The following is a 21,012-nucleotide window of genomic DNA, read 5'->3' on the forward strand; positions in this document are numbered from 1 at the left end:
CACCGGGCTCCCGATCGCGCGTCACCCGTTCCCGATCCCGGGCCGGGCGGTGGTCCCGGGCAGGGGAGCTACGGTCGGGTCGCCAGCGCCACGAGGCCCGGCCCGCGGTCCGGGCGCATCCGCTGGAGGACGACGAACGGCGAGACGGCCAGCCGGATCGCCTCGCCGGCCAGCGCCCCGTGCGGTTGCAGGATCCGCCCCGAGGTCGAGGTGCGCTCCTGCGCCGTCCCGCCCGTCGGCCCCGCATCGGGGTCGCCGGCTCCGCTGGGGCGGTCGGCGCGGCGTCCCGCCCAGCGGTCCCGTACGGAGTCGAGCAGATAGCCGAGCGGCCAGCCGTAGTGCACCACCCGTACGTCGGTGGCACCGGCGTCGAGCAGCCGCTGCCGGAGCTGCCCGGCGGAGTACCGCCGGTAGTGTCCGACCAGGGTGTCCCAGGCGCCGAACCGCTCCGGATCGGCGGGTACCGACAGCAGCAGGTGGCCGCCGGGCCTGACCAGGGTCAGCCACTCCGTCAGCACCGGCAGGTCGTCGGCGATGTGTTCCAGCACCTCGAACGCGCAGACCAGGTCGTAGCCGGCGGCCGACGGCACCTGCCGGTGATCCCCGTTCAGCACCGTCCCGCCCAGCGGCGCGATCCGGGCGTACGCGGTCGCGAAGCTGCGCGGGTCGGGTTCGGCCGCGGTGTAACTGGCCAGCCGGGCCAGCCGGGTGCCGACCGAGCCCAGCCCGCAGCCGAGTTCCAGGATGGTCCGCGGCCCGCACTCCGCCACGATCCGGCGTACCACGTTCCAGCGCAGCGCCGCCCGGGGTGGCAGCGGCGGGTCGGCCGCCAGCGCGGTCATCCGACCCACCAGACCGGAGCGGCGGTCAGGTCGCCGCCGGCCGCCGCCGGCGCGCCGGACACGCCCGCCGACGACAGCGGCGTGGCATCGTCCGGGTGGACGGTGGGGTCGATCCGGTGCCGGACCGGTGTCACGACGGACGCCGGCCAGAAGTGTTCGACTGCCCGTCGCCGTGCGGCCCGCCGCAGCCGGGCGAGCCGGTCCGGGTCCCCGGCCAGTTCGCGGAGCGCGGTGGCCAGCGCGGACGGGTCGCCGGCCGGCACGAAGACGGCCGCATCGCCGAGCGCACGGCGTTGCGGCACGGTGTCGGAGGTGACGATGGCGCAGCCGGCGGCGGCGCCCTGGAACACCTTCGTCGGCACCACCCGGCCGGCCTTCGCCGTCTCGCCGAAGATGCCCAGCGACACGTGGTGCCCGGCGACGAACGCGGGCAGGTCACCCGCCGGTACCCAGTCGTGCCAGGTCACTCGCGGGTTGCCGGCGGCGGCCCGGCGGCAGGCCGGGTGGTCCTGCCCGGTGCCGACCACGGTCACCTCGATCGAGTCATCGGCGGCCAGCGCGGCCAGCGCGGCGCCCAGGGTCCGGGTGCCGTGCAACGGGGTGAACAGCCCGACGAAGACCACCCGCAGCCGCCGCCGGCCGCCGCCGGCCGGGTCGCCGGGCCAGCGGTGCCGGGCGGTACGGGCGCCGGCCGCGAACCACTCCGCGCCGGCTCCGACGGGTACCACGATCCCCCGGTCCCGGGCCGCTGCCGGCAGTGCGTCGAGGTGCTCGGCGGTGTCCACCAGTACGACGTCGGCCCGGCGCAGCGCGGCGTCGTCGATCGCCCGCATCAGCCGTCCCCGCACACCCCCGGCGGCGGCGAGTCCCCGGTCCCGGGCCGTGCCGGCGGCGGAGACGAGATGGTCGAGCACGATCGGCGTACCCCGGAACAGCAGCCGGGCCAGGTGCACGTCGAAGTGCCCGAGATAGCCGACCAGTACGGCGTCGACCGGGCCGGTGGCGGTGGCACGCCGCTGCCGCAGGGTCCGCAGTGTCAGCAGGGCCCAGCACCGGGCCAGCTTGCCGGCGAGCAGCGGGAGCCGCCACGGCTGCCGGAGCACGGCTATCCGGCCGGCGGTGTCCAGGGTCAGTGGCTCGTTCAGCTCGGTCACCTCGTCACCGGCTGCCCGGAGCCCTTCGAGGAGTACGCCGACCCGGGGATGCCGCCGTACGTCGTAGCTGCCGAACACCTGCCAGCGCACGAGCAGCAGCGTAACGTGCCGTACACCCACCAGCACGTTCCGTCGTCACCGTTGGCGCGTCGCGGAATCCGTCGACCCGGCCCGCCGCCCCTCCGGGATCCCCGCCGCCCCGGCCGACGCCGCCCCGGCCGACGGCACCCCGGCCGACGGCACCCGATCGGGCGAGGAGGATTCGGAAGGTGGCGACTGCCGGGATAGCCGGCCGGAGAGTCGACGCCCTGACCACTGGACCGAGATCGCGACGGCGGGCAGGAGCAGGTCCACCAGGGTCAGCAGCAGCCGGGACAGCACGGTGGCGACCAGCGCGGCCGGCCCGGCGACGGTCGGACCGAGCAGCAGGGGCAGCGCCACCTCCCGGGGGCCGACCCCGGCCGGCGCCACGGCCAGCAGAAACCCGACCGACCAGGAACCGGCAAAGGCGCCGATCGAGCGGAGCAGCAGGTCCGGACCGCCCGCACCGACGTCGGCCAGGAGCAGCCAGAGGTGCGTACCGTAGCCGAGCCAGGTCGCCAGCGACCACCCGACGGCCCGGCGAATCCCGCGCAGGGACAGCGGCCGGGGCATCGGTTCGCGGCGGGCCAGCCGGAGCAGCGCGGCGAGGATCCGGTTGACCAGCGGCGGCCAGAGCACCAGCAACGCGGGCGGGACGGCCAGCAGGATCCACCAGTAGTCCGCCACGGCCCGATCACTCAACACCGGCAGGGCGACGGCGGTGAGCAGCAGGCCGGTGCCGAGCGTGACGATCATCGCCAGTAGCGCCGCCACCGCCGACGCCCGCCCCGGCACCCCGTACGCCCGTCCGAGCCGGGCCTGCACCAGGATCGGCCAGACCTTGCCGGGCAGGTACTTCGCCAACTGCCCGACGAAGAAGATCCGCGCCGCGCCGCCCAGCGGAAGTTCGGCGCCGAAGTCCGCCAGGATGGCTCGCCAGGCCAGGCAGCCGCAGAGCCCCCCGGCGACGGCGGCCAGTCCGGCCAGCAGCAGGCCCGGCACGGAAAGTTCGTCGAGCACGGCCGGCACCTCGTCCCACCGGCTCGCGACAGACCAGCCGACAAGGCCGAGGAATGCCCCGGTCACCGCGACCTGGGCGGTTCTCCGCACCAGGCGCCACCTGCCGGTTCCGCACGGCACCACGACGAGGACGATACTCCGCGTGACACCACCAACCCGGAGAGCCACGCGGCTGCCGCAACCTGGCCTGTCCACCAGCTCTGCCGGCGGCCTGACCTCGTCACCGGCCTGGGCTCGTCACCACCTCCGCCGCCGGCCCGATCTCCTCACCGCCTCCGGCGCAGCGCCGCCGATGGACGCGGGCGGAGATGGCCGGCGGACATGGCCGGCTCGGCTCAGCCCACGTCCCAGACCGGTTCCGGGGTCTCGACCACCTCACCGTCGCCCCGGAAGAGCAGGAACCGGTCGAACGACCGGGTGAACCAGCGGTCGTGGGTGACCGCCAGCACCGTCCCCTCGAACGCCCGCAACCCGGCCTCCAACGCCTCGGCCGAGGCCAGATCCAGGTTGTCGGTCGGCTCGTCCAGCAGCAGCAGGGTGGCGCCGGAGAGTTCCAGCAGCAGCACCAGGAACCGGGCCTGCTGTCCACCGGAGAGCGTGCCGAACCGCTGGTCGCCCTGGCCAGCCAACTCGTACCGGTTCAGCGCCTTCATCGCGGTGTGCCGGTCCATCCCGGCCCGGTGGTCGTCGCCCCGCCACAGCACCTCGACCAGGGTCTTGTCGAGCAGCTCCGGACGGTCGTGGGTCTGGGAGAAGTGGCCGGGCCGGACCCGGGCACCCAACCGGGCCACCCCGCCGTGCCGGACCGGGGCCAGCGCCAGGCCACCGTCGACCGGGCCGTTGGCCGGGTCCGGATCGGTGCCGCCCCGGGCGAGCAGGCGGAGGAAGTGCGACTTCCCCGTACCGTTGGCGCCGAGCACCGCCACCCGGTCGCCGTACCAGACCTCCAGGTCGAACGGGAACGTGAGGTCGTCCAGCTCGACCTGCTCGCAGACGATCGCCCGCTTGCCGGTGCGTCCGCCGGTCAGCCGCATCCGGATGTCCTGGTCCTTCGGCGGTACGGGTGGTGGCCCGGCCTCCTCGAACTTGCGCAGCCGGGTCTGCGCCGCCTGGTAGCGGGAGGCCATCCCGTCGTTGTACGCCGCCTTCTGCTTGTACATCAGCATCAGCTCGCGCAGCTTCTGATGCTCCTCGTCCCAGCGGCGGCGCTGCTCCTCCAGCCGGTCGTGCCGGGCGAGGCGGGCCTCGTGCCAGCTACCGAAGCCGTCCGGGTGTACCCAGGCGCTGCCGCCCTCCACCGCGACCACCCGGTCGGCGGTGCGGGCCAGCAGCTCCCGGTCGTGCGACACGTAGAGCACCGACTTCGCCGACTCCCGCAGCCGCCCCTCCAGCCAGCGCTTGCCCGGCACGTCGAGGAAGTTGTCCGGCTCGTCGAGCAGCAGCACCTCGTCGATGCCGCGCAGCAGCAACTCCAGGGCGAACCGCTTCTGCTGCCCGCCGGAGAGGGTGCGTACCGGTCGGCTGCGCGTCTTCTCCCAGGGCAGCTCCAGCACGATGGTGGAGACGGTGTCGAAGAGCACCTCGGCGTCGTAGCCCCCGGCCTCGCCCCAGGCGGTCAGCGCTTCCGCGTACGCCAGTTGGGCCTTCCCGGCGGCGCTGCTGAACTTGCCGCGCACCTCGGCGTCGTGTAACGCCACCTCGGCCGCCGCCAGCCGCTCCCCCGCTGCGCGCAGCCTCGGCGGCGAGAGCGAGAGTACGAGATCGTGTAGCGTCGACTCGTCGCCGATCATGCCGATGAACTGGCGCATCACGCCCAGCCCGCCGGAGCGGGCGATGGCTCCGGTCCGGGTGGGCAGGTCGCCGGCCACCATCTTCAGCAGGGTGGTCTTGCCGGCGCCGTTCGGCCCGACCAGGGCGACCTTGGCGCCCTCCCCGACCCGGAACGAGACGTCGGCGAACAACTGCCGGCCATCCGGCAGGATGTGCCCGACTCCGGCGACGTCCACGTAACCCACGTCGGCATCCTGCCCCAACCACCCCTCCCGACGACACCGGGTTTCAGCGGCGTGACACCGGGTCCCAGGCGGGAGGCCGGATTCCGGGGCCAGCCGGCCAGAGGGCGGGAGGCCGGATTCCGGGGCCAGCCGGCCAGAGGGCGGGAGGCCGGATTCCGGCGGCCACTCGAACCAGGGCTGGGACGGTGCCGGGGCCGAACCGGCCTGCCCGGAGCGGGGCGGTCAGCGGGTGACGCGGAGCACCCGGTAACCCTTCTGGCTGGCATGACGCTCGACCTGCCAGCCGGCCTCGACGAGCCAGCGCTGGAGGGAGTCACCGCCGAGATGCCGGGCCACCACCAGCCATGCCACGCCGCCCGGCGCCAACCTGGGCAGCCAGCGCCGCAGCATGCCGTGCAGCTCCTCCTTGCCGATCCGGATCGGCGGATTCGACCACAGTTGCGCGAAGGTGAGGTCCTCCGGCACCTCGTCCGGCGCGGCGACGCGTACCCGGTCGGCCAGGCCGAGCCGCTCGGCGTTCTCGCCGGTGAGTTCGCGGGCCCGGGCGTTGACGTCGACCGCCCAGACGGTGGCCGCGCTCGCCCGGGTGGCGAGTACGCAGGTGATCGGCCCGTAACCGCAGCCCAGGTCGAGCAGCGCTCCGCCGGCCTCCGGCCCGGGCAGCTCAGCCTTGCGCAGCAGTACGGCGGTGCCGGGATCCAGCCGGTCGGCGGAGAAGACCCCGGCCGAGGACGTCAGCTCGTAGTCGTACCCCTCGACGGAGAACGCCACCGTACGCCGGTCGGCGCTGGTCGCGGGATCGGTGCTGAAATAGTGGTCGCCGGTCACGCCACGCATTCTCGCCTACCGCGCGGGCGCTCTCGCCAGTGGCCGTTCCTCCGGGCCCTGCCCGGCTTCCGGGCAAATGACCACCCTCTCACCAACTGCGACTCATCCACGGCGGCGCGCCGATCCGCATTTCCGTTACCCTGTGCGACATGGTTTATGGGCGTGGACCTCGACCGGGCGGTGGACCGCCACGGTCTCGACGAGATCCCGCCGATCAGCCTTCGGACGATCCGGATTCGGCGGCCGGTCCACCCCCAGGCCGGGCCGGCCGGCGCCGGCCCGGAGCCGAGCGGTCCGACGGGTTACCGGCGGCGGCCCGCTTCGGTCCGTCCACTCCGGAGCCTCCTGCACCGGACTCCGCCCAAGGCTGGCCGGGCGACGGACCGGGTCGACCGGCGGACCGTCCAGGTCGGCCGATGACGGCTCCGGGCCGCCCCATCGACACCTCCGGCCGATTCCCCGAAGGGCCGGGCCGGCACGCGGACGGACCAACCAGCCGGCACGCGGACGGACCAACCAGCCGATACGCCGACGGGCCGGGCGGCCGGTACCCCGAGGCGTCGCCCGGGCGTGCGCCGGACGACTTGGGGCGCTCCGTGGAGCCCCCCGGTCGGTCCCGCCGTGCCCGGCACGGCGCTCCCGAGTCCGACGGCATCGGGCCGGGTGCCGGCTATCCGCCGCCGGGCAAGCCGGTCCCCGGCCCACTCGGCCCCCCCGGCGGCCAGACTCGCGACCGGTTGCCCTCGAATCGTCCCGGCCAGGATCGTCTGCCCCCGGGCAGCCCGATCCGCGGCGCCGGTGGCGGACGCCATCTGACCGCCCCCGACGACGGACCTCCCGGTGGTGGCCGGCCGGTCCCAGGCGGGCGGTCGGCCACCGGTGACCGCCCCGGCCCTCGTGACCGGATGGCCCCCGGCGGCCGGCCGGTTCCCGGCGCCCGGATGCCCGCCGACGAGCTGCCCGCCGCCGAGAGTGGGCCGGGTCCGGGCGGCCGAGCGCCGCGGGCGGGTGGACGCGGCGTACCCGTCGGACCGGTTCCGTCCGGCGCCGAGTCGTTCGGGCCGCCCCGCACCGCCTCCGGCCCCGCCGCGCCCGGGAGCACCGATTCGCGGGAGCGTGCCGCCGGTGGTCGACGTCGGGCCCACCCCGAGCACGCCTCCGGGCCGGACGGCCCGTACCGACCGGGCCCCGGGGAGGGTCCGCCCGCCGCGCCACGGTCTGCTCCGGTGCCCCGGCAGCGGCGCCCTCCCTCGGCCGACCAGGAGCCGCTCCGGCCCGGCTTTCCGGACCCCGCCGGGCCGCCCGCCGCACGGCGCAGGTCCGCCGACCGGCCGGGCGACGGCCCGGCCGAGCATCGCGGTGACCGGGGCGCGCCGGCCCGACCTCCGCTGGACCGCGCCATGCCACCCCGGCCAGGCCCGGAGAACCCGGGCGGACGACGGCCGGGCGGGCCGGCTCCCGCCGAACCTCCCCCCGCAGGCCGGTCCGGCACCCGCGGCTCGCCCCGCTCCGGTCCGTCGTCCGGTGGTGCGCCGATGGCGACGCCACGACCCCGACCGGGAGATCCTGGGACGGATGGTGTCATCCGGCCCGGCTCCGAGCCGGGTAGGCCAGCGCCAGCCGGTCCACCGCCCCCGCGCCGGTCCCGGACCGCCGGAAACCCGCCGGGCTCACCCGCCGGCCCGCCGCACGACCGGACCCCCGGCTCACCCGCCGCCCCGCGCACCGGCCCGCCACACGACCGGACCCCAGGCTCACCCGCCGCCCCGCGCACCGGCCCGCCACACGACCGGACCCCAGGCTCACCCGCCGCCCCGCGGCGCGACCGGACCCCGGGCCCGGGCTCACCAGCGGGTCCCCGCTCCGGACCACCGGGAGCGGCACCGCTGGACCGTGGCCCAGGCTCACCCGCCGGACCACGCTCCGCACCGGACGGCGTACCACGATCACCCGCCGGGCCGCGCAACCGGCCATCCGGCGCCGCACCGCTGGACCGGGGCCCAGGCGTACGCCCCGGCCCCGCCCCGGACGGCGTACCACGATCGCCCGCCGGGCCGCGCACCGGTCCGCCGCACGACCGGGCTCCGGGCTCACCCGCCGGCCCGCGATCCGGGCCACCCGCCGGCCCGCGATCCGGGCCACCCGGTGGCGGGCGGTCGGGGCCGCCGGCACAGGGTGCGCGTACCGGGCCGGCCGGTGGTGCCTCCCCGGCCTCCCCAGCCCGCGCGCCGGGCCCCGAGGTGGCGCCCAAGTCGGCCGTTGCCGCGCCGGCCGCGCCCACCCCGGCAACCGCCTCGGGCAAACCCGCCGCCGGCTCCGCCCTCGCCACCGTTTCGTCGACCTCCGGCAACACGGGCGCACCACTGCGCAGTTCCAAACGGACCTGGCAGTTGATCATCGGCTCCCTCGGCGTACTGCTCCTGCTCGGTATCTGTGGGCTCAGCTCCTACTTCTTCATGGTCGACGACCCCGTCGGCCGGGACTCCCGGGCGGCTGACGGCACCGGTGCCGGCGCCGCACCCCGGGACATCAGCTCCCGCGCCGCCGATCCGGCTCCGCTGACCGTCAAGGAGGTCTTCCCGGGCGGCAAGGAGGTGCTGGTCGACCCCGAACAGTCGCCGTACGAGCTGCTGAAGACCCAGGCGGCGGAGGACTGCGAACTCGCCGCCGACGGCCAGATCGCCACCGTGCTGGCCGACGCCGGGTGCAGCCAGTTCGTCCGCGGCACCGTACGCTCTCCCACCGGCCTGTACGTCGCGACCGCCGGCATCGTCAACCTGGCGGACGAGGCGGGGGCGACCTCGGCGCGCGAGAAGATAAAGCCGATCGTGGACGGCCGGAAGGGGCGCTTCCTGGGCCTCGCCGCCGGACGCGGCACCGAGGCCGTCACGGCCGCCTCGGCCCAGGCCGGCTGGCACGTCCGCGGCCACTTCCTGATCTACTGCGTCGTCGCCAAGAGCGACGGCAAGACCATCGGCGAGGAGGACCTGTTCGCCCGGCAGATCCTCTCCGACATGATCGAGGTGTACCTGCGCGGCAAGGTGCTCGACCAGCGGATCCTCGCCCCGTCCGGGCCGGCGAGCCCGGCGGGGTCCGACTGAGCAGCGGCCGGCGGCACCGACCGGCCCGGCGGCGTGACACCGCCGGGCCCGCCGGTCGGGTTCAGGCCGAGGCGGTGAGCCGGAGCCGACGGGTACGCAGCGCGCGGCTGGCGTACTCGGCGGGGTCCTCGGGGTAGCCGACCGCGACCAGGGTCAGCCCGTGCGGCGGCGCCACGCTCACCTCGCTGGCCCGCTCCCGCCGCCCGAGCAAGCCACCCGGCCAGTCGACGGGGCGGCGCCCGTCCCCGGCCACCAGCATCGCCCCAACCAGACTGCGCACCATCGACTGGCAGAACGCGTCGGCCTGCACGGTGGCCACCAGCAGTCCGTCCGGATCCCGCCGCCAGTCCAGTCGGGTCAGTTCCCGCACCGTCGTGGCGTTCTCCTTGCGCCGGCAGTACGCCGCGAAGTCGTGCTCGCCGACCAGCCCGGCGGCGGCCCGGTTCAGCGCCGCCAGGTCGAGCGGGCGCGGCCAGGCGAGCACCTCGTGCCGGCGCAGCGGCTCGGCGCCGTACGGGGCGTCGGTGACCCGGTACTCGTAACGCCGGAAGGTGGCCGAGAACCGGGCGTCGAACTCGGCCGGTACCTGGGTCACGCCCCGGACCCGGACGTCCGGCGGCAGTACTCCGGCGAGCCGGCGCAGCAGCGTCTCCGCCCACTGCCGCCACACCGCGCTGGGCAGGTCGAGATGGCAGACCTGCCCGCTGGCGTGCACACCGGCGTCGGTCCGCCCCGCCACGGTCAGTCCACTGACCCGATCCGGCCCGATGATCCTGGTCAGTGCCTCGACCAGCACCCCGGCGACGGTACGCCGACCGGGCTGCGCCGCCCAGCCGGAGAAGTCGCCGCCGTCGTAGGCGACGTCCAGGCGTACCCGGGTCCGCTCCTCATCCACCTCGTGCTCCACGACCAGCTCCAGATATGCCGCAGCCCGACACCCCCGCGGGGATGCCGGGCCCGGCGTCGTTCGTCGGTGTTACTTGGTGTCCGCCTCGTCGGTGTCCTCCCGGGCCGCCCCGGTGTCACCGGAGCGCGACTCCGGTGCCTCGGCGTCCTGGTCGTCGTCCGGAGACGAGGAACGCGGGGTCTCCTCGTCCGGGGCGAGCGCCTCGACCTTGTCCTGCTGCGCCGCCTTGCGGGCGGCGGTCTTCTTCGCCGGCGCCGCCGGGGCGACGACCAGCTCCTCGACCAGCTCGATGATGGCCATCGGCGCGTTGTCGCCCTTGCGCGGGACGGTCTTCACGATCCGGGTGTAGCCACCGTTGCGGTTGGCGAACCGGGGAGCGATCTGGTCGAACAGGGTGAAGACCACGTCCTTGTCCCGTACGACGGTCAGCACCCGCCGGCGGGACGCCAGGTCCCCCCGCTTGGCCTTGGTGATGAGCTGCTCCGCGAGCGGACGGAGCCGCTTGGCCTTCGTCTGGGTGGTCGTGATGCGGCCGTGCTGGAACAGCGCGGTGGCCAGGTTGGCCAGGATCATCCGCTCGTGCGCGGGGCTACCGCCGAGGCGGGGGCCCTTGGTGGGCGTGGGCATTCTTGGTGCTCCTCAATAGTGGGTGGCCGGATCTCCAGTGGGTGGCCGGATCTCCGGCTAGCCCCGGACTAAAGCTGCTCGGTCTCGCGGTAGTCGTCGGTGTCGTAGTCGGCCTCGCCGAAGGAGTCGACGACGTGCGCCGGGTCGAAGTTGGGCGCGGAGTCCTTCAGCCCCAGCCCCATGCCGGCGAGCTTCATCTTGACCTCGTCGATCGACTTCTGCCCGAAGTTCCGGATGTCGAGCAGATCGGCCTCGGTACGCCCGATCAGCTCGCCAACCGTGTTGATGCCCTCGCGCTTGAGGCAGTTGTAGGACCGGACGGTGAGGTCCAGCTCCTCGATCGGCAGCGCCAGGTCGGCGGCGAGCTGTGCGTCCTGCGGCGACGGGCCGATGTCGATGCCCTCGGCGCTCTCGTCCAGCTCCCGGGCCAGCCCGAAGAGCTCGACCAGGGTAGAGCCGGCCGAGGCCAGCGCGGTCCGCGGCCCGATCGAGGCCTTGGTCTCGACGTCGATGATCAGGCGGTCGAAGTCGGTACGCTGCTCGACCCGGGTCGCCTCGACGCGGTACGTCACCTTCAGCACCGGCGAGTAGATCGAGTCGACCGGGATCCGGCCGATCTCGGCGCCGGCCTGCTTGTTCTGCGCGGCGGTGACGTAGCCACGGCCCCGCTCGACGGTCAGCTCCATGTCGAGCCGGCCCTTGCCGTTCAGGGTGGCGAGCTTGAGGTCGGCGTTGTGCACGGAGACACCGGCCGGGGGCTGGATGTCACCGGCGGTGACGTCGCCGGGGCCCTGCTTGCGCAGGTACATGCTGACCGGCTCGTCGTGGTCGGAGCTGACGCAGAGCTCCTTCACGTTCATGACGAGCTCGACCACGTCCTCCTTGACGCCCGGGATGGTGGTGAACTCGTGCAGCACACCGTCGACCTTGATCGAGGTGACCGCCGCGCCCGGGATGGAGGAGAGCAGGGTCCGGCGGAGCGAGTTGCCCAGGGTGTACCCGAAACCCGGCTCGAGCGGCTCGATGGTGAACCGGGAGCGGGTCTCGCTGATCGACTCCTCGGTGAGGGTCGGCCGCTGGGTGATGAGCATGTTGTTTCCTTTTCGTTCGGGGCACCCGCTATTTGATGCCCAAACTCATGTCCGGCGCTCCGCGCCGGCTCCCGGCGGCGAGGCCGGGAGCCGGGCGCGGAGACGCCAGGAACCGCTACTTCGAGTAGAGCTCGACGATCAGCTGCTCCTGGACCTGGGTGTCGATGACCCCCCGGGCCGGAAGCGAGTGGATCAGCACCTTCATCTGGCTGGGGATCGCCTCTAGCCAGGCCGGCACCGTCTTCGAGCCGGCCTCGGCCTGCGCCACGATGAACGGCGTCAGCTCCTTGGACTTGGCCCGGACCTCGACGATGTCGTGCTCCTTCACCCGGTACGACGGGATGTCGACCTTGCGGCCGTTCACCGTCAGGTGTCCGTGCTTGACGAGCTGCCGCGCGTGGTCGCGCGACTTCGCCAGACCGGCCCGGTAGACCACGTTGTCGAGACGCGACTCCAGGATCTGCAGGAGGATCTCGCCGGTCTTGCCCTTCTTGGCGACGGCCTCCTCGTAGTACCCCCGGAACTGCTTCTCCAGCACGCCGTAGACCCGGCGGGCCTTCTGCTTCTCACGAAGCTGGAGCAGGTATTCCGTCTCCTTGGTACGGCCCCGGCCGTGCTGCCCGGGCGGGAACGGCCGGGACTCGAACGGGCACTTCGGGCCATCGCACTTGCTGCCCTTGAGGAACAGCTTCATCTTCTCCCGACGGCAACGGCGGCAGTCGGCACCGGTGTAACGAGCCATGTTCTTCGTCTACCTCTCAGACCCGACGACGCTTCGGCGGACGGCACCCGTTGTGCGGCTGCGGGGTGACGTCGGCGATCTGGCCGACCTCCAGCCCGACGGCCTGCAGCGAACGGATGGCGGTCTCCCGGCCGGAGCCGGGGCCCTTGACGAACACGTCGACCTTGCGCATGCCGTGCTCCATGGCCCGACGCGCGGCGGCCTCGGCGGCCAGCTGCGCGGCGAACGGAGTCGACTTGCGGGAACCCTTGAAGCCCACCTGGCCGGCGGAGGCCCAGGAGATGACGGCACCGGTCGGGTCCGTGATGGAGACGATGGTGTTGTTGAACGTGCTCTTGATGTGCGCCTGCCCGTGGGCGACGTTCTTGCGTTCCTTGCGCCGGACCTTCTTGACGGCGGCCCCGGCGCGAGCCTTCGGTGGCATAAGTCTGTGCGCTCCTAGTTGACTTTCCGGAACAGGTCGCGGCTCTCCGGAGGGAGAGCCGGCCGGTCACCAGAGAACTTTCCGGTGCGGGTTGGAGTCCGGCCCACCTCGGCGGATGCCGACCCGGATTCCGGTTCAGTTCTACTTCTTGCCGGGCTTCTTCTTGCCGGCGACGGTCCGCTTCGGGCCCTTCCGGGTCCGGGCGTTGGTACGGGTCCGCTGACCACGGACGGGCAGACCCCGGCGGTGCCGGATGCCCGCGTAGCAGCCGATCTCGACCTTGCGGCGGATGTCAGCGGCGACCTCGCGGCGCAGGTCGCCTTCTACCTTGTAGTTGGCCTCGATGTGGTTCCGGAGCTGGACCAGCTCCTCGTCCGTGAGGTCCTTGGCGCGCTTGTCGGGGGAGATGCCGGTGGCGGCGAGCGTCTCGACCGCGCGGGTCCGACCGACCCCGAAAATGTAGGTGAGCGCGATCTCCAGCCGCTTCTCGCGGGGGAGGTCGACGCCGACTAGCCGTGCCATGTGCGGGCGTACTCCTCGGATTTCTTCGCGGAGGTCTGTACCCGCCCCACCCCGCCTGCCCAAACCTGCGGGCCCCGGCCTCCGACCGGGGGTCGGCCACGACTGCGTTCTCGCTGGGCGATCTCGCGGCTCGCGGCTGGGACGAGCTTGTGTTGTTGTACGGGATCTGCGGCCAGGACCCACCGTCGATGCCGCCGGCTCGTCACCGGCCGGCGGTCGCGGATCAGCCCTGGCGCTGCTTGTGGCGCGGGTCGGTGCAGATGACCATGACCCGGCCGTGCCGGCGGATCACCCGGCACTTGTTGCAGATCCTCTTGACGCTCGGCTTGACCTTCACGGTTGCCTTACTTTCCCATCTGTGCCCGGCAGCGCGCTGACGCCGTCGAGTCTTGAGGACGGACACGGACACCCGGCCGTCGTCAGGCAGTTCACGAAGCCCGGACCGGCAGCCGGCCCGGCGACGTTCACTTGTAGCGGTAGACGATGCGCCCTCGGGTCAGGTCGTACGGCGAAAGTTCGACGACGACCCGGTCCTCGGGCAGGATGCGGATGTAGTGCTGCCGCATCTTGCCGCTGATGTGAGCCAGCACCTTGTGGCCGTTGGCGAGTTCCACCCGGAACATGGCGTTCGGGAGTGGCTCGATCACTCGGCCCTCGATCTCGATGGCTCCGTCTTTTTTCGGCATGTCCTCCGCTGTCCTGACGTCGGTTACTCCGGACGGCTCACAACGCCTTTCCCGGACGGAGAACATCCGAGCCAGCCGCGGCTCCGGCCCCACCGAAGCGCGGGTGGGCATGCCGGAGTGGACGCTGTGCGCCGATCAGCCAGTGTACGCGCGCCCGCACGCCAGCGCCAACCCGGGACCCCGGGGGTCGCCGGATCGGACGAACGCGACTATATCAGGCGGGTTCCTCCTGGCCGGCCTGCTCGTCCCGCCGGCGTTTCCGCTCCTCCACCCGGGCCCGCTTCTCGATCTTCGCCCGTTCCTTAGCCGCCTGCTTCGCCGCCTGCTTGGCGGCCCAGCGCTGCGGCTCCCCCTTCGCCAGACCCGTGACGGTACCGACCAGCAGCAGCGCGCCGAGCGGCCCAGCTACCCAGCCCGGCCAGAAGTAGAGGAAGTCGGTCGCCAGCACCGAGGTGACCGCCCAGATCGCGACGACGATGCCGACCAGGCCGAAGTAGCCGTCCCAGGTGTCGGCCAGCCAGGCCCGGGTGGCGCCCGGATACCGGCCGTCGGGTCCGGGGCGGAGCACCGGCCGCTTCGGGTCGCCGGTCGGCACCAGCTGGGCCTGGTCGACCGGCACCGTCCCCGGCAGGTCGGTGAGGAGCCCGTCGAGGTCTCCGTACGTCTTCGCGGCGTACGCCCGCTGCAGCCGGTCGTCGTACTCGCCCAGGTCGAGGCGGCCCTCGTTCAGTGCCCGCAGGAGCTGGTCGGCCACGGCCGCTCGGTCGGAGTCCGCAGCACGCATCTCGTCCCGCCGGTCCATGACTACGAGGATGCCACTGCGGGTCCAGCCCCGCCTACCCCGCACAGGCCGGCGGCGGCCGTCAGCCGGCCGAGGACCTGGCCGGTTCCCGGGCGGTGACCAGGTCGCCGAGCCGGGCCCGGCCGCCGTCCGGCGCGGTCAGTACCCAGACACCGTCGTCCAGCAGCGCCATCGTGTGCTCGACGTGGGCCGCGATCGACCCGTCGCGGCTGATCACCGTCCAGCCGTCGTCCAGCTCCACCGTGCGAGGGGACCCCATCGTCACCATCGGCTCGATCGCCAGCGCCATCCCCGGCACCAGCCGGGGGCCACGCCCGGGCCGGCCGTGGTTCAACACGTGCGGGTCCTGGTGCATCTCGGTGCCGATGCCGTGCCCGCCGTACCCCTCGACGATGCCGTACCGGCCGGCGGCCCGGACCGCGCGCTCGACCGCGTACGAGATGTCGGTCAGCCGGCCGCGACCGCTGAGCATGCCGCGCGCCGCGGCCCGGATCCCCGCCCACATCGCGTCCTCGGCGGCCTCGGCCATCCGGAGCAGTTCGGGACGGACCTCGCCGACCCCGACCGTGATCGCGGCGTCGCCGTGCCAGCCGTCGAGGATGGCACCGCAGTCGATCGAGATCAGGTCGCCGTCCCGGAGCACCTGGGTCGGTGCCGGGATGGCGTGCACGATCTGCTCGTTGACCGAGGAGCAGATCGACGCCGGATAGCCGTGGTAGCCCTTGAACGAGGGCGTGCCGCCGGCCTCCCGGATCACCGACTCGGCGATCGCGTCGAGGTCGGCGGTGGAGACGCCCGGGGCCACGGCCGCCCGCATCCGCTCCAGGGCCGCCGCGACGACGAGCCCGGCGGCGCGCATCAGCTCGATCTGCTCCGGGGTCTTCAGCTGGATGTCCAGCTGGGGACGGCGCATGGTGCCCAGCCTATCCGCCGTACGACCGCAGGGCGTCGATAGCCCGGACGGTAACGTCCTCCACCGGCCCGGTGGCGTCGATGCCGACGAGCTTGCCCTGCGCACCGTAGTAGTCGATCAACGGTGCGGTCTTGCTGGCGTACTCGCGCAGCCGCTCGGCGATCGTCTCGGCCTTGTCGTCGTCGCGCTGGAACAGCTCCCCGCCGCAGCGGTCACAGAGCCCCTCGACCGAGGAGGGGTCGAACTCGATGTGCCAGACCTTGCCGCAGCCCCGGCAGGTACGCCGGCCGGAGAGCCGCCGGATGACCTCGTCGTCGTCAACCACCAGCTCCATCACCAGGTCGAGCGCGGTGCCGAGATCGGCCAGCAGCTTGTCCAGCGCGGCGGCCTGCGGAGTGGTCCGCGGGAAGCCGTCGAGCAGGAACCCCTCGGCCGCGTCCGGTTCGGCGAGCCGATCCCGGACCATGTTGATCGTCACCTCGTCCGGCACCAGCTTGCCGGCGTCCATGTAGCGCTTCGCCTCGACACCGAGGGGGGTGCCCTGCGACACGTTGGCCCGGAAGATGTCCCCCGTCGAGATCTTGGGCACGGCGAGGTGGGCGGCGATGAACTCGGCCTGGGTCCCCTTGCCCGCCCCGGGGGGACCGACCAGAACGAGTCGCATCTACCGCAGGAACCCTTCGTAGTTCCGCTGCATGAGCTGGCTCTCGATCTGCTTCACCGTCTCCAGCCCGACGCCGACCATGATCAGCACGGCCGTGCCACCGAACGGGAAGTTCTGGAACTGCTGGTTGTCCAGCCAGATGAAGAAGAAGTTCGGCAGGATCGAGATCAGGCCCAGGTAGAGCGCGCCGGGGAGGGTGATCCGGCTCAGGATGAAGTCGAGGTAGTCGGCGGTCGGCTTGCCGGGCCGGATGCCCGGGACGAACCCGCCGTACTTCTTCATGTTGTCCGCGACCTCGGTCGGGTTGAACGTGATCGAGACGTAGAAGTACGTGAAGAAGATGATCAGCAGGAAGTACACGCTGATGTAGGTGGGGCTGTCCGGCTGCACGAGGTGGTTCTGCACCCAGGTCTGCCAGCCGTTGAGGTTGTTCTGGTCGAAGAACTGGAGCAGCAGCGACGGCAGGTAGAGCAGCGACGAGCCGAAGATGACCGGGATCACACCCGCCTGGTTGACCTTCAGCGGGATGTAGGTCGAGGTGCCGCCGTACATCCGCCGGCCGATCATGCGCTTGGCGTACTGGACCGGGATGCGGCGCTGCGCCTGCTCGATGAAGACGACCGCGGTGATGACCACCAGGACCAGCACCAGCACCAGGCCGAACATCGCCCAGCCCTTGTTGTTCTTGATGGTCCAGCCCTCGCTGGGCAGCCGGGCGGCGATCGAGGTGAAGATCAGCACCGACATGCCGTTGCCGACGCCCCGGTCGGTGATCAGCTCGCCGAGCCACATCACCACACCGGTACCGGCGGTCATCGTGATCACCAGAACGGTCACGGTCAGCCAGGTCGGCAGGCCGGTGCCCTCCGGGATGATCGGGAACTCCTGGCACATCCCGTTGAAGAGCTGGCCGGAGCGGGCCAGCGCCACGAACGCCGACGCCTGCAGGATGCCCAGGCCCAGGGTGAGGTAGCGGGTGTACTGCGTGATCTTCGCCTGACCGGCCTGGCCCTCCTTGCGGAGCTGCTCCAACCGCGGGATGACCACGGTGAGCAGCTGCAGGATGATCGAGGCGGTGATGTAGGGCATGATGCCCAGCGCGAAGACCGACAGCGAGAGCAGCGCGCCGCCGGAGAAGAGGTTGAGCAGGTTGAAGACGCCGTTGCCCTCGCCGTCCTCCATGGTCTCGATGCACTTCTGCACGTTGCCGTAGGAGACGCCGGGGCTGGGCAGTGTCGCACCGAGCCGGTAGACCGCGATGATGCCTACTGTGAACAGCAGCTTCTTGCGCAGGTCAGGCGTGCGGAACGCACTGAGAAAGGCGGAGAGCAACTTCTTCCTCCTGCGCGAGGCGGCCGCCGGTGGTTCGTGGCGGGACGGGGTGGTTGTCGGGCGATCGACCCGATACCCATAGCTGGGATCGGACTCTAACAGTCCGGCGCGCTTCCGGGCAGATCCACCCGGAGAGCATTCACCGCTTCCGATATTAACGGGACGATTGGCCCGCTAGTAGCCGTGGCGCCCGCCAGTTGCCGTGAACTGGGCGAGCGCCTCGACCGCGACGTCCTACAGCTCCGTCACCGAGCCGCCGGCAGCGGTGATCTTCTCCTTGGCCGACGCGCTGAACGCGTGCGCCGACACCTGGAGGGCGACCCCGCCCAGCTCCCCGGTACCGAGAACCTTCACCGGCTGCCCCTTGCGGACGGCGCCGGCCTGGACCAGCTCCTGCGGACCGACCTGGCCGCCCTCCGGGAACAACTCGGCGAGCCGGTCCAGGTTGACCACCTGGAACACGACCTTGAACTTGTTCTTGAAGCCCTTCAGCTTCGGCAGCCGCATGTGGATGGGCATCTGCCCACCCTCGAAGGCCGCCGAGATGTTCTTCCGGGCCTTGGAACCCTTGGTACCGCGACCGGCGGTCTTCCCCTTGGAACCCTCACCGCGACCCACCCGGGTCTTCTCGGTCTTGGCTCCGGGGGCCGGGCGCAGGTGGTGGACCTTGATCGTCATTACTCGACCTCCTCGACCTTCACGAGGTGGCTCACGGTGAAGATCATGCCCCGAATCTCGGGACGGTCCTCCTTGACCACCACGTCGTTGATCCGCTTGAGACCGAGCGACCGCAGCGACTCGCGCTGGTTGTGCTTGGTCCCGATGCCGGACCGGACCTGGGTCACCTTCAGGCGTGCCATCAGGCCGTCACCCCCGCCTGGGCCGCCAGCATGGCGGCCGGGGCGACGTCCTCGACCGGCAGGCCCCGACGCTTCGCGACCGCCTCCGGCGACTCCAGCCCCTTCAGGGCCGCCACCGTGGCGTGCACGATGTTGATCGGGTTGGACGAGCCGAGGCTCTTGGAGAGCACATCGTGGATGCCCGCGCACTCCAGCACGGCCCGGACCGGACCACCGGCGATGACGCCCGTACCGGCGCTGGCCGGCTTGAGCAGCACCACACCAGCGGCGTCCTCGCCCGTCACCGGGTGCGGGATCGAGGCACCGATCCGGGGCACCTTGAAGAAGTGCTTCTTGGCCTCCTCGACGCCCTTGGCGATCGCCGCGGGCACCTCCTTGGCCTTCCCGTAGCCCACACCGACCGTGCCGTCGCCGTCGCCCACGATCACCAGGGCGGTGAAGCTGAAGCGACGACCGCCCTTCACGACCTTGGCAACCCGGTTGATGGCGACGACCCGCTCAAGGTGCGGCGTCTTCTCGGCGGGCGCGTTTCCGCGACCGCCCTCACGGCGGTTGTCGCGGCGACCACCCTCGTTGCCACCGGACCCGCCGCCACGGCGCTGTTGACCTGGCATCAGCAGCCTTCCTCTCTCTCGTGACGGGGTTAGAACTCGAGCCCGGCTTCGCGGGCCGCGTCGGCCAGCGCGGCGATCCGCCCCGCGTACTGGTTGCCACCGCGGTCGAAGACGACCTTGGAGATCCCGGCCGCCTTGGCCCGCTCGGCGACGAGCGCGCCGACCTTGCCGGCCAGGGCGCTCTTGTCGCCCTCGGCGCCCCGGATCGAGTCGTCCATGGTCGAGGCGTAGACCAGCGTGTGGCCCTTGCCGTCGTCCACGATCTGCGCGGTGATGTGCCGCAGCGAGCGGGTGACCACGAGACGCGGCCGCTCGGCGGTGCCGACGACGGTCTTGCGGACCCGGAAGTGCCGACGCGCCCGCCCGATGGCGCGCTTGGCGGCAACCCCGCGGCGGCGCTTGAGCAGTGTGGCGGTCACTTCTTACCTGCCTTTCTCTCAGCCTTGCGGCCGACGGATGACCTCGCCCTGCCGTTGGCGGTCACTTCTTGCCCGCCTTTCCGGCCTTGCGCCGAATGACCTCGCCCTGGTACTTGACGCCCTTGCCCTTGTACGGCTCCGGCGGGCGGATCTTGCGGATGTTGGCGGCGACCTCGCCCACCTGCTGCTTGTCGATGCCGGCCACGTGGAACAGGGTGGGCCGCTCGACCGTGAAGGTGATCCCGGCCGGGGCCTTCACCTGCACCGGGTGCGAGAACCCGAGCGCGAACTCCAGGTCGCTGCCCTTGGCGGTGACCCGGTAACCGGTGCCGGCGATCTCCAGGGTCTTGCGGTAGCCCTCGGTCACCCCGGTGATCATGTTCGCCACCAGCGTACGGCTCAGGCCGTGCAACTCCTTGGCCTTGCGCTCGTCGTTCGGCCGGCTGACGTGCAGCTGGCCGTCCTCGCCCCGCTCGGCCGTGATCGGCTCGGCCAGGGTGTGCGACAGCTCGCCCTTCGGCCCCTTGACCTTGACGGTCGAGCCGTCGATGGTCACCTCGACGCCGGACGGCACCGGGATCGACTTACGTCCAATACGCGACATTTCTCTCTGTCTCCCGTTACCAGACGAAGGCGAGGACTTCCCCGCCAACGCTCCGCTTGCGGGCCTGCCGGTCGGTCAGCAGCCCCTGGGACGTCGAAATGATCGCCACGCCCAGTCCACCGAGCACCCGCGGGAGCCCGTCCGACTTGGCGTACACCCGGAGGCCGGGCTTGGACACGCGCTTGATGCCGGCCAGGCTCCGCTCGCGGTTCTGGCCGTACTTAAGCTCGACGACCAGTCGCTTGCCGACGGCGCCCTCCTCGGGCTCCTCGACCGCCCAGGTCGCGATGTAGCCCTCGGACTTGAGGACCTCGGCGATGTTCGCCTTGATCTTCGAGTAGGGCATCGTCACCCGGTCGTGGTACGCCTGGTTGGCGTTACGCAGACGCGTCAGCATGTCTGCGATCGGGTCGGTCATCGTCATGGATCTCGTCAGCCTTTCTCGCCGGGGTTCCCGGGGCATTGACCCGGGCCTACGGCGTTGCGATCCTCGCCCCGGATATCGGTCGGGACGTGGCTGGGCCCAAAGCGGGTGGCGTTGCGGTGCTCGCTCCGCCACCCACGGATGGGGCGCAGTGTCACCAGGAAGCCTTCGACACGCCGGGCAGCTCACCGCGGTGGGCCATCTCCCGGATGCAGACCCGGCAGAGGCCGAACTTGCGGTAGACCGCCTTCGGCCGCCCGCAACGCTGGCAGCGGGTGTACGCGCGAACCGAGAACTTCGGCTTCGCGGCGGCCTTGAGGATCAGCGCCTTCTTCGCCAT

At 72.1% G+C, this 21,012-nt stretch carries 25 protein-coding genes; 1 reads left to right on the top strand and 24 read right to left on the bottom strand.

Annotated elements, in window-relative coordinates:
* Positions 1–68: 68 nt before the first annotated feature.
* From ACSMXO_RS38495 to ACSMXO_RS38515, 5 genes are all read right to left on the bottom strand, one after another.
* Entirely contained in the window at positions 69–842 is a 774-nt protein-coding gene (locus ACSMXO_RS38495; protein WP_346258295.1) for a class I SAM-dependent methyltransferase, read from the bottom strand.
* Positions 839–2,116 (bottom strand): glycosyltransferase, encoded by a 1,278-nt coding sequence (locus tag ACSMXO_RS38500; protein ID WP_455415745.1) that lies wholly within the window; start codon positions 2,114–2,116, stop codon positions 839–841. Before ACSMXO_RS38500 ends, ACSMXO_RS38495 begins: the two co-directional genes overlap by 4 nt.
* 15 nt (positions 2,117–2,131) lie before the next feature.
* Positions 2,132–3,187: a lysylphosphatidylglycerol synthase domain-containing protein gene (locus tag ACSMXO_RS38505; RefSeq protein ID WP_455415746.1), complete on the bottom strand. Its 1,056-nt coding sequence runs from the start codon at positions 3,185–3,187 to the stop codon at positions 2,132–2,134.
* Between the two features lie 245 nt (positions 3,188–3,432).
* Positions 3,433–5,112 (bottom strand): ABC-F family ATP-binding cassette domain-containing protein, encoded by a 1,680-nt coding sequence (locus ACSMXO_RS38510; protein ID WP_455415747.1) that lies wholly within the window; start codon positions 5,110–5,112, stop codon positions 3,433–3,435.
* A gap of 222 nt (positions 5,113–5,334) precedes the next feature.
* Positions 5,335–5,940 (bottom strand): class I SAM-dependent methyltransferase, encoded by a 606-nt coding sequence (locus ACSMXO_RS38515; protein WP_455415748.1) that lies wholly within the window; start codon positions 5,938–5,940, stop codon positions 5,335–5,337.
* Positions 5,941–8,180: 2,240 nt separating this feature from the next.
* Here ACSMXO_RS38515 and ACSMXO_RS38520 point away from each other — a divergent pair.
* Positions 8,181–9,041 carry a hypothetical protein gene (locus tag ACSMXO_RS38520; protein ID WP_455415749.1) on the top strand — a complete coding sequence of 287 codons (861 nt, stop codon included), beginning with the start codon at positions 8,181–8,183 and terminating at the stop codon, positions 9,039–9,041.
* 61 nt (positions 9,042–9,102) lie between these two features.
* On the opposite strand, the gene truA is transcribed toward ACSMXO_RS38520, so the two are convergent.
* The 19 genes from truA to ACSMXO_RS38615 all read right to left on the bottom strand — a co-directional run bounded on the left by truA (position 9,103) and on the right by ACSMXO_RS38615 (position 21,012).
* Positions 9,103–9,936 (bottom strand): tRNA pseudouridine(38-40) synthase TruA, encoded by an 834-nt coding sequence (gene truA, locus ACSMXO_RS38525; protein ID WP_455415750.1) that lies wholly within the window; start codon positions 9,934–9,936, stop codon positions 9,103–9,105.
* An 81-nt stretch (positions 9,937–10,017) separates the two neighbouring features.
* Positions 10,018–10,575 (bottom strand): 50S ribosomal protein L17, encoded by a 558-nt coding sequence (gene rplQ / locus ACSMXO_RS38530; RefSeq protein ID WP_455415751.1) that lies wholly within the window; start codon positions 10,573–10,575, stop codon positions 10,018–10,020.
* A 68-nt stretch (positions 10,576–10,643) separates the two neighbouring features.
* On the bottom strand, positions 10,644–11,666 hold the full coding sequence (locus tag ACSMXO_RS38535; protein ID WP_101368124.1) for a DNA-directed RNA polymerase subunit alpha: 1,023 nt from the start codon (positions 11,664–11,666) through the stop codon (positions 10,644–10,646).
* A gap of 115 nt (positions 11,667–11,781) precedes the next feature.
* A complete protein-coding gene (gene rpsD / locus ACSMXO_RS38540) occupies positions 11,782–12,408 on the bottom strand; it encodes a 30S ribosomal protein S4 (RefSeq protein WP_203868102.1) in 627 nt (208 codons plus the stop codon).
* 16 nt (positions 12,409–12,424) lie between these two features.
* Positions 12,425–12,832, bottom strand: a complete 408-nt coding sequence (rpsK, locus tag ACSMXO_RS38545) for a 30S ribosomal protein S11 (protein ID WP_030329919.1) — start codon at positions 12,830–12,832, stop codon at positions 12,425–12,427.
* A gap of 141 nt (positions 12,833–12,973) precedes the next feature.
* Positions 12,974–13,354, bottom strand: a complete 381-nt coding sequence (gene rpsM, locus ACSMXO_RS38550; RefSeq protein ID WP_130461971.1) for a 30S ribosomal protein S13 — start codon at positions 13,352–13,354, stop codon at positions 12,974–12,976.
* A gap of 223 nt (positions 13,355–13,577) precedes the next feature.
* Positions 13,578–13,691: a 50S ribosomal protein L36 gene (gene rpmJ / locus ACSMXO_RS38555; RefSeq protein ID WP_012184307.1), complete on the bottom strand. Its 114-nt coding sequence runs from the start codon at positions 13,689–13,691 to the stop codon at positions 13,578–13,580.
* 127 nt (positions 13,692–13,818) lie between these two features.
* Positions 13,819–14,040, bottom strand: a complete 222-nt coding sequence (infA, locus tag ACSMXO_RS38560; protein ID WP_007073013.1) for a translation initiation factor IF-1 — start codon at positions 14,038–14,040, stop codon at positions 13,819–13,821.
* 214 nt (positions 14,041–14,254) lie between these two features.
* Positions 14,255–14,842, bottom strand: a complete 588-nt coding sequence (locus ACSMXO_RS38565) for a DUF1707 SHOCT-like domain-containing protein (RefSeq protein ID WP_346258304.1) — start codon at positions 14,840–14,842, stop codon at positions 14,255–14,257.
* A 61-nt stretch (positions 14,843–14,903) separates the two neighbouring features.
* Positions 14,904–15,755, bottom strand: a complete 852-nt coding sequence (map, locus tag ACSMXO_RS38570) for a type I methionyl aminopeptidase (protein ID WP_346258305.1) — start codon at positions 15,753–15,755, stop codon at positions 14,904–14,906.
* Between the two features lie 10 nt (positions 15,756–15,765).
* Positions 15,766–16,419, bottom strand: a complete 654-nt coding sequence (locus ACSMXO_RS38575; protein ID WP_318395945.1) for an adenylate kinase — start codon at positions 16,417–16,419, stop codon at positions 15,766–15,768.
* On the bottom strand, positions 16,420–17,751 hold the full coding sequence (gene secY, locus ACSMXO_RS38580) for a preprotein translocase subunit SecY (RefSeq protein WP_346258306.1): 1,332 nt from the start codon (positions 17,749–17,751) through the stop codon (positions 16,420–16,422).
* Positions 17,752–17,985: 234 nt separating this feature from the next.
* Positions 17,986–18,429 (bottom strand): 50S ribosomal protein L15, encoded by a 444-nt coding sequence (gene rplO, locus ACSMXO_RS38585; RefSeq protein ID WP_101368131.1) that lies wholly within the window; start codon positions 18,427–18,429, stop codon positions 17,986–17,988.
* Positions 18,429–18,611: a 50S ribosomal protein L30 gene (gene rpmD / locus ACSMXO_RS38590; RefSeq protein WP_013735939.1), complete on the bottom strand. Its 183-nt coding sequence runs from the start codon at positions 18,609–18,611 to the stop codon at positions 18,429–18,431. The genes rplO and rpmD overlap by 1 nt, the downstream gene beginning before the upstream one ends.
* Positions 18,611–19,225, bottom strand: a complete 615-nt coding sequence (rpsE, locus tag ACSMXO_RS38595) for a 30S ribosomal protein S5 (protein WP_101368132.1) — start codon at positions 19,223–19,225, stop codon at positions 18,611–18,613. The genes rpmD and rpsE overlap by 1 nt, the downstream gene beginning before the upstream one ends.
* A 29-nt stretch (positions 19,226–19,254) precedes the next feature.
* Positions 19,255–19,644 carry a 50S ribosomal protein L18 gene (gene rplR, locus ACSMXO_RS38600; protein WP_455415752.1) on the bottom strand — a complete coding sequence of 130 codons (390 nt, stop codon included), beginning with the start codon at positions 19,642–19,644 and terminating at the stop codon, positions 19,255–19,257.
* A 61-nt stretch (positions 19,645–19,705) separates the two neighbouring features.
* On the bottom strand, positions 19,706–20,248 hold the full coding sequence (gene rplF / locus ACSMXO_RS38605) for a 50S ribosomal protein L6 (protein ID WP_346258307.1): 543 nt from the start codon (positions 20,246–20,248) through the stop codon (positions 19,706–19,708).
* A gap of 16 nt (positions 20,249–20,264) precedes the next feature.
* On the bottom strand, positions 20,265–20,672 hold the full coding sequence (rpsH, locus tag ACSMXO_RS38610; RefSeq protein ID WP_093403619.1) for a 30S ribosomal protein S8: 408 nt from the start codon (positions 20,670–20,672) through the stop codon (positions 20,265–20,267).
* 154 nt (positions 20,673–20,826) lie between these two features.
* Positions 20,827–21,012 carry a type Z 30S ribosomal protein S14 gene (locus ACSMXO_RS38615; RefSeq protein WP_007073023.1) on the bottom strand — a complete coding sequence of 62 codons (186 nt, stop codon included), beginning with the start codon at positions 21,010–21,012 and terminating at the stop codon, positions 20,827–20,829.

It is taken from the genome of Plantactinospora sp. DSM 117369, from assembly GCF_053764795.1.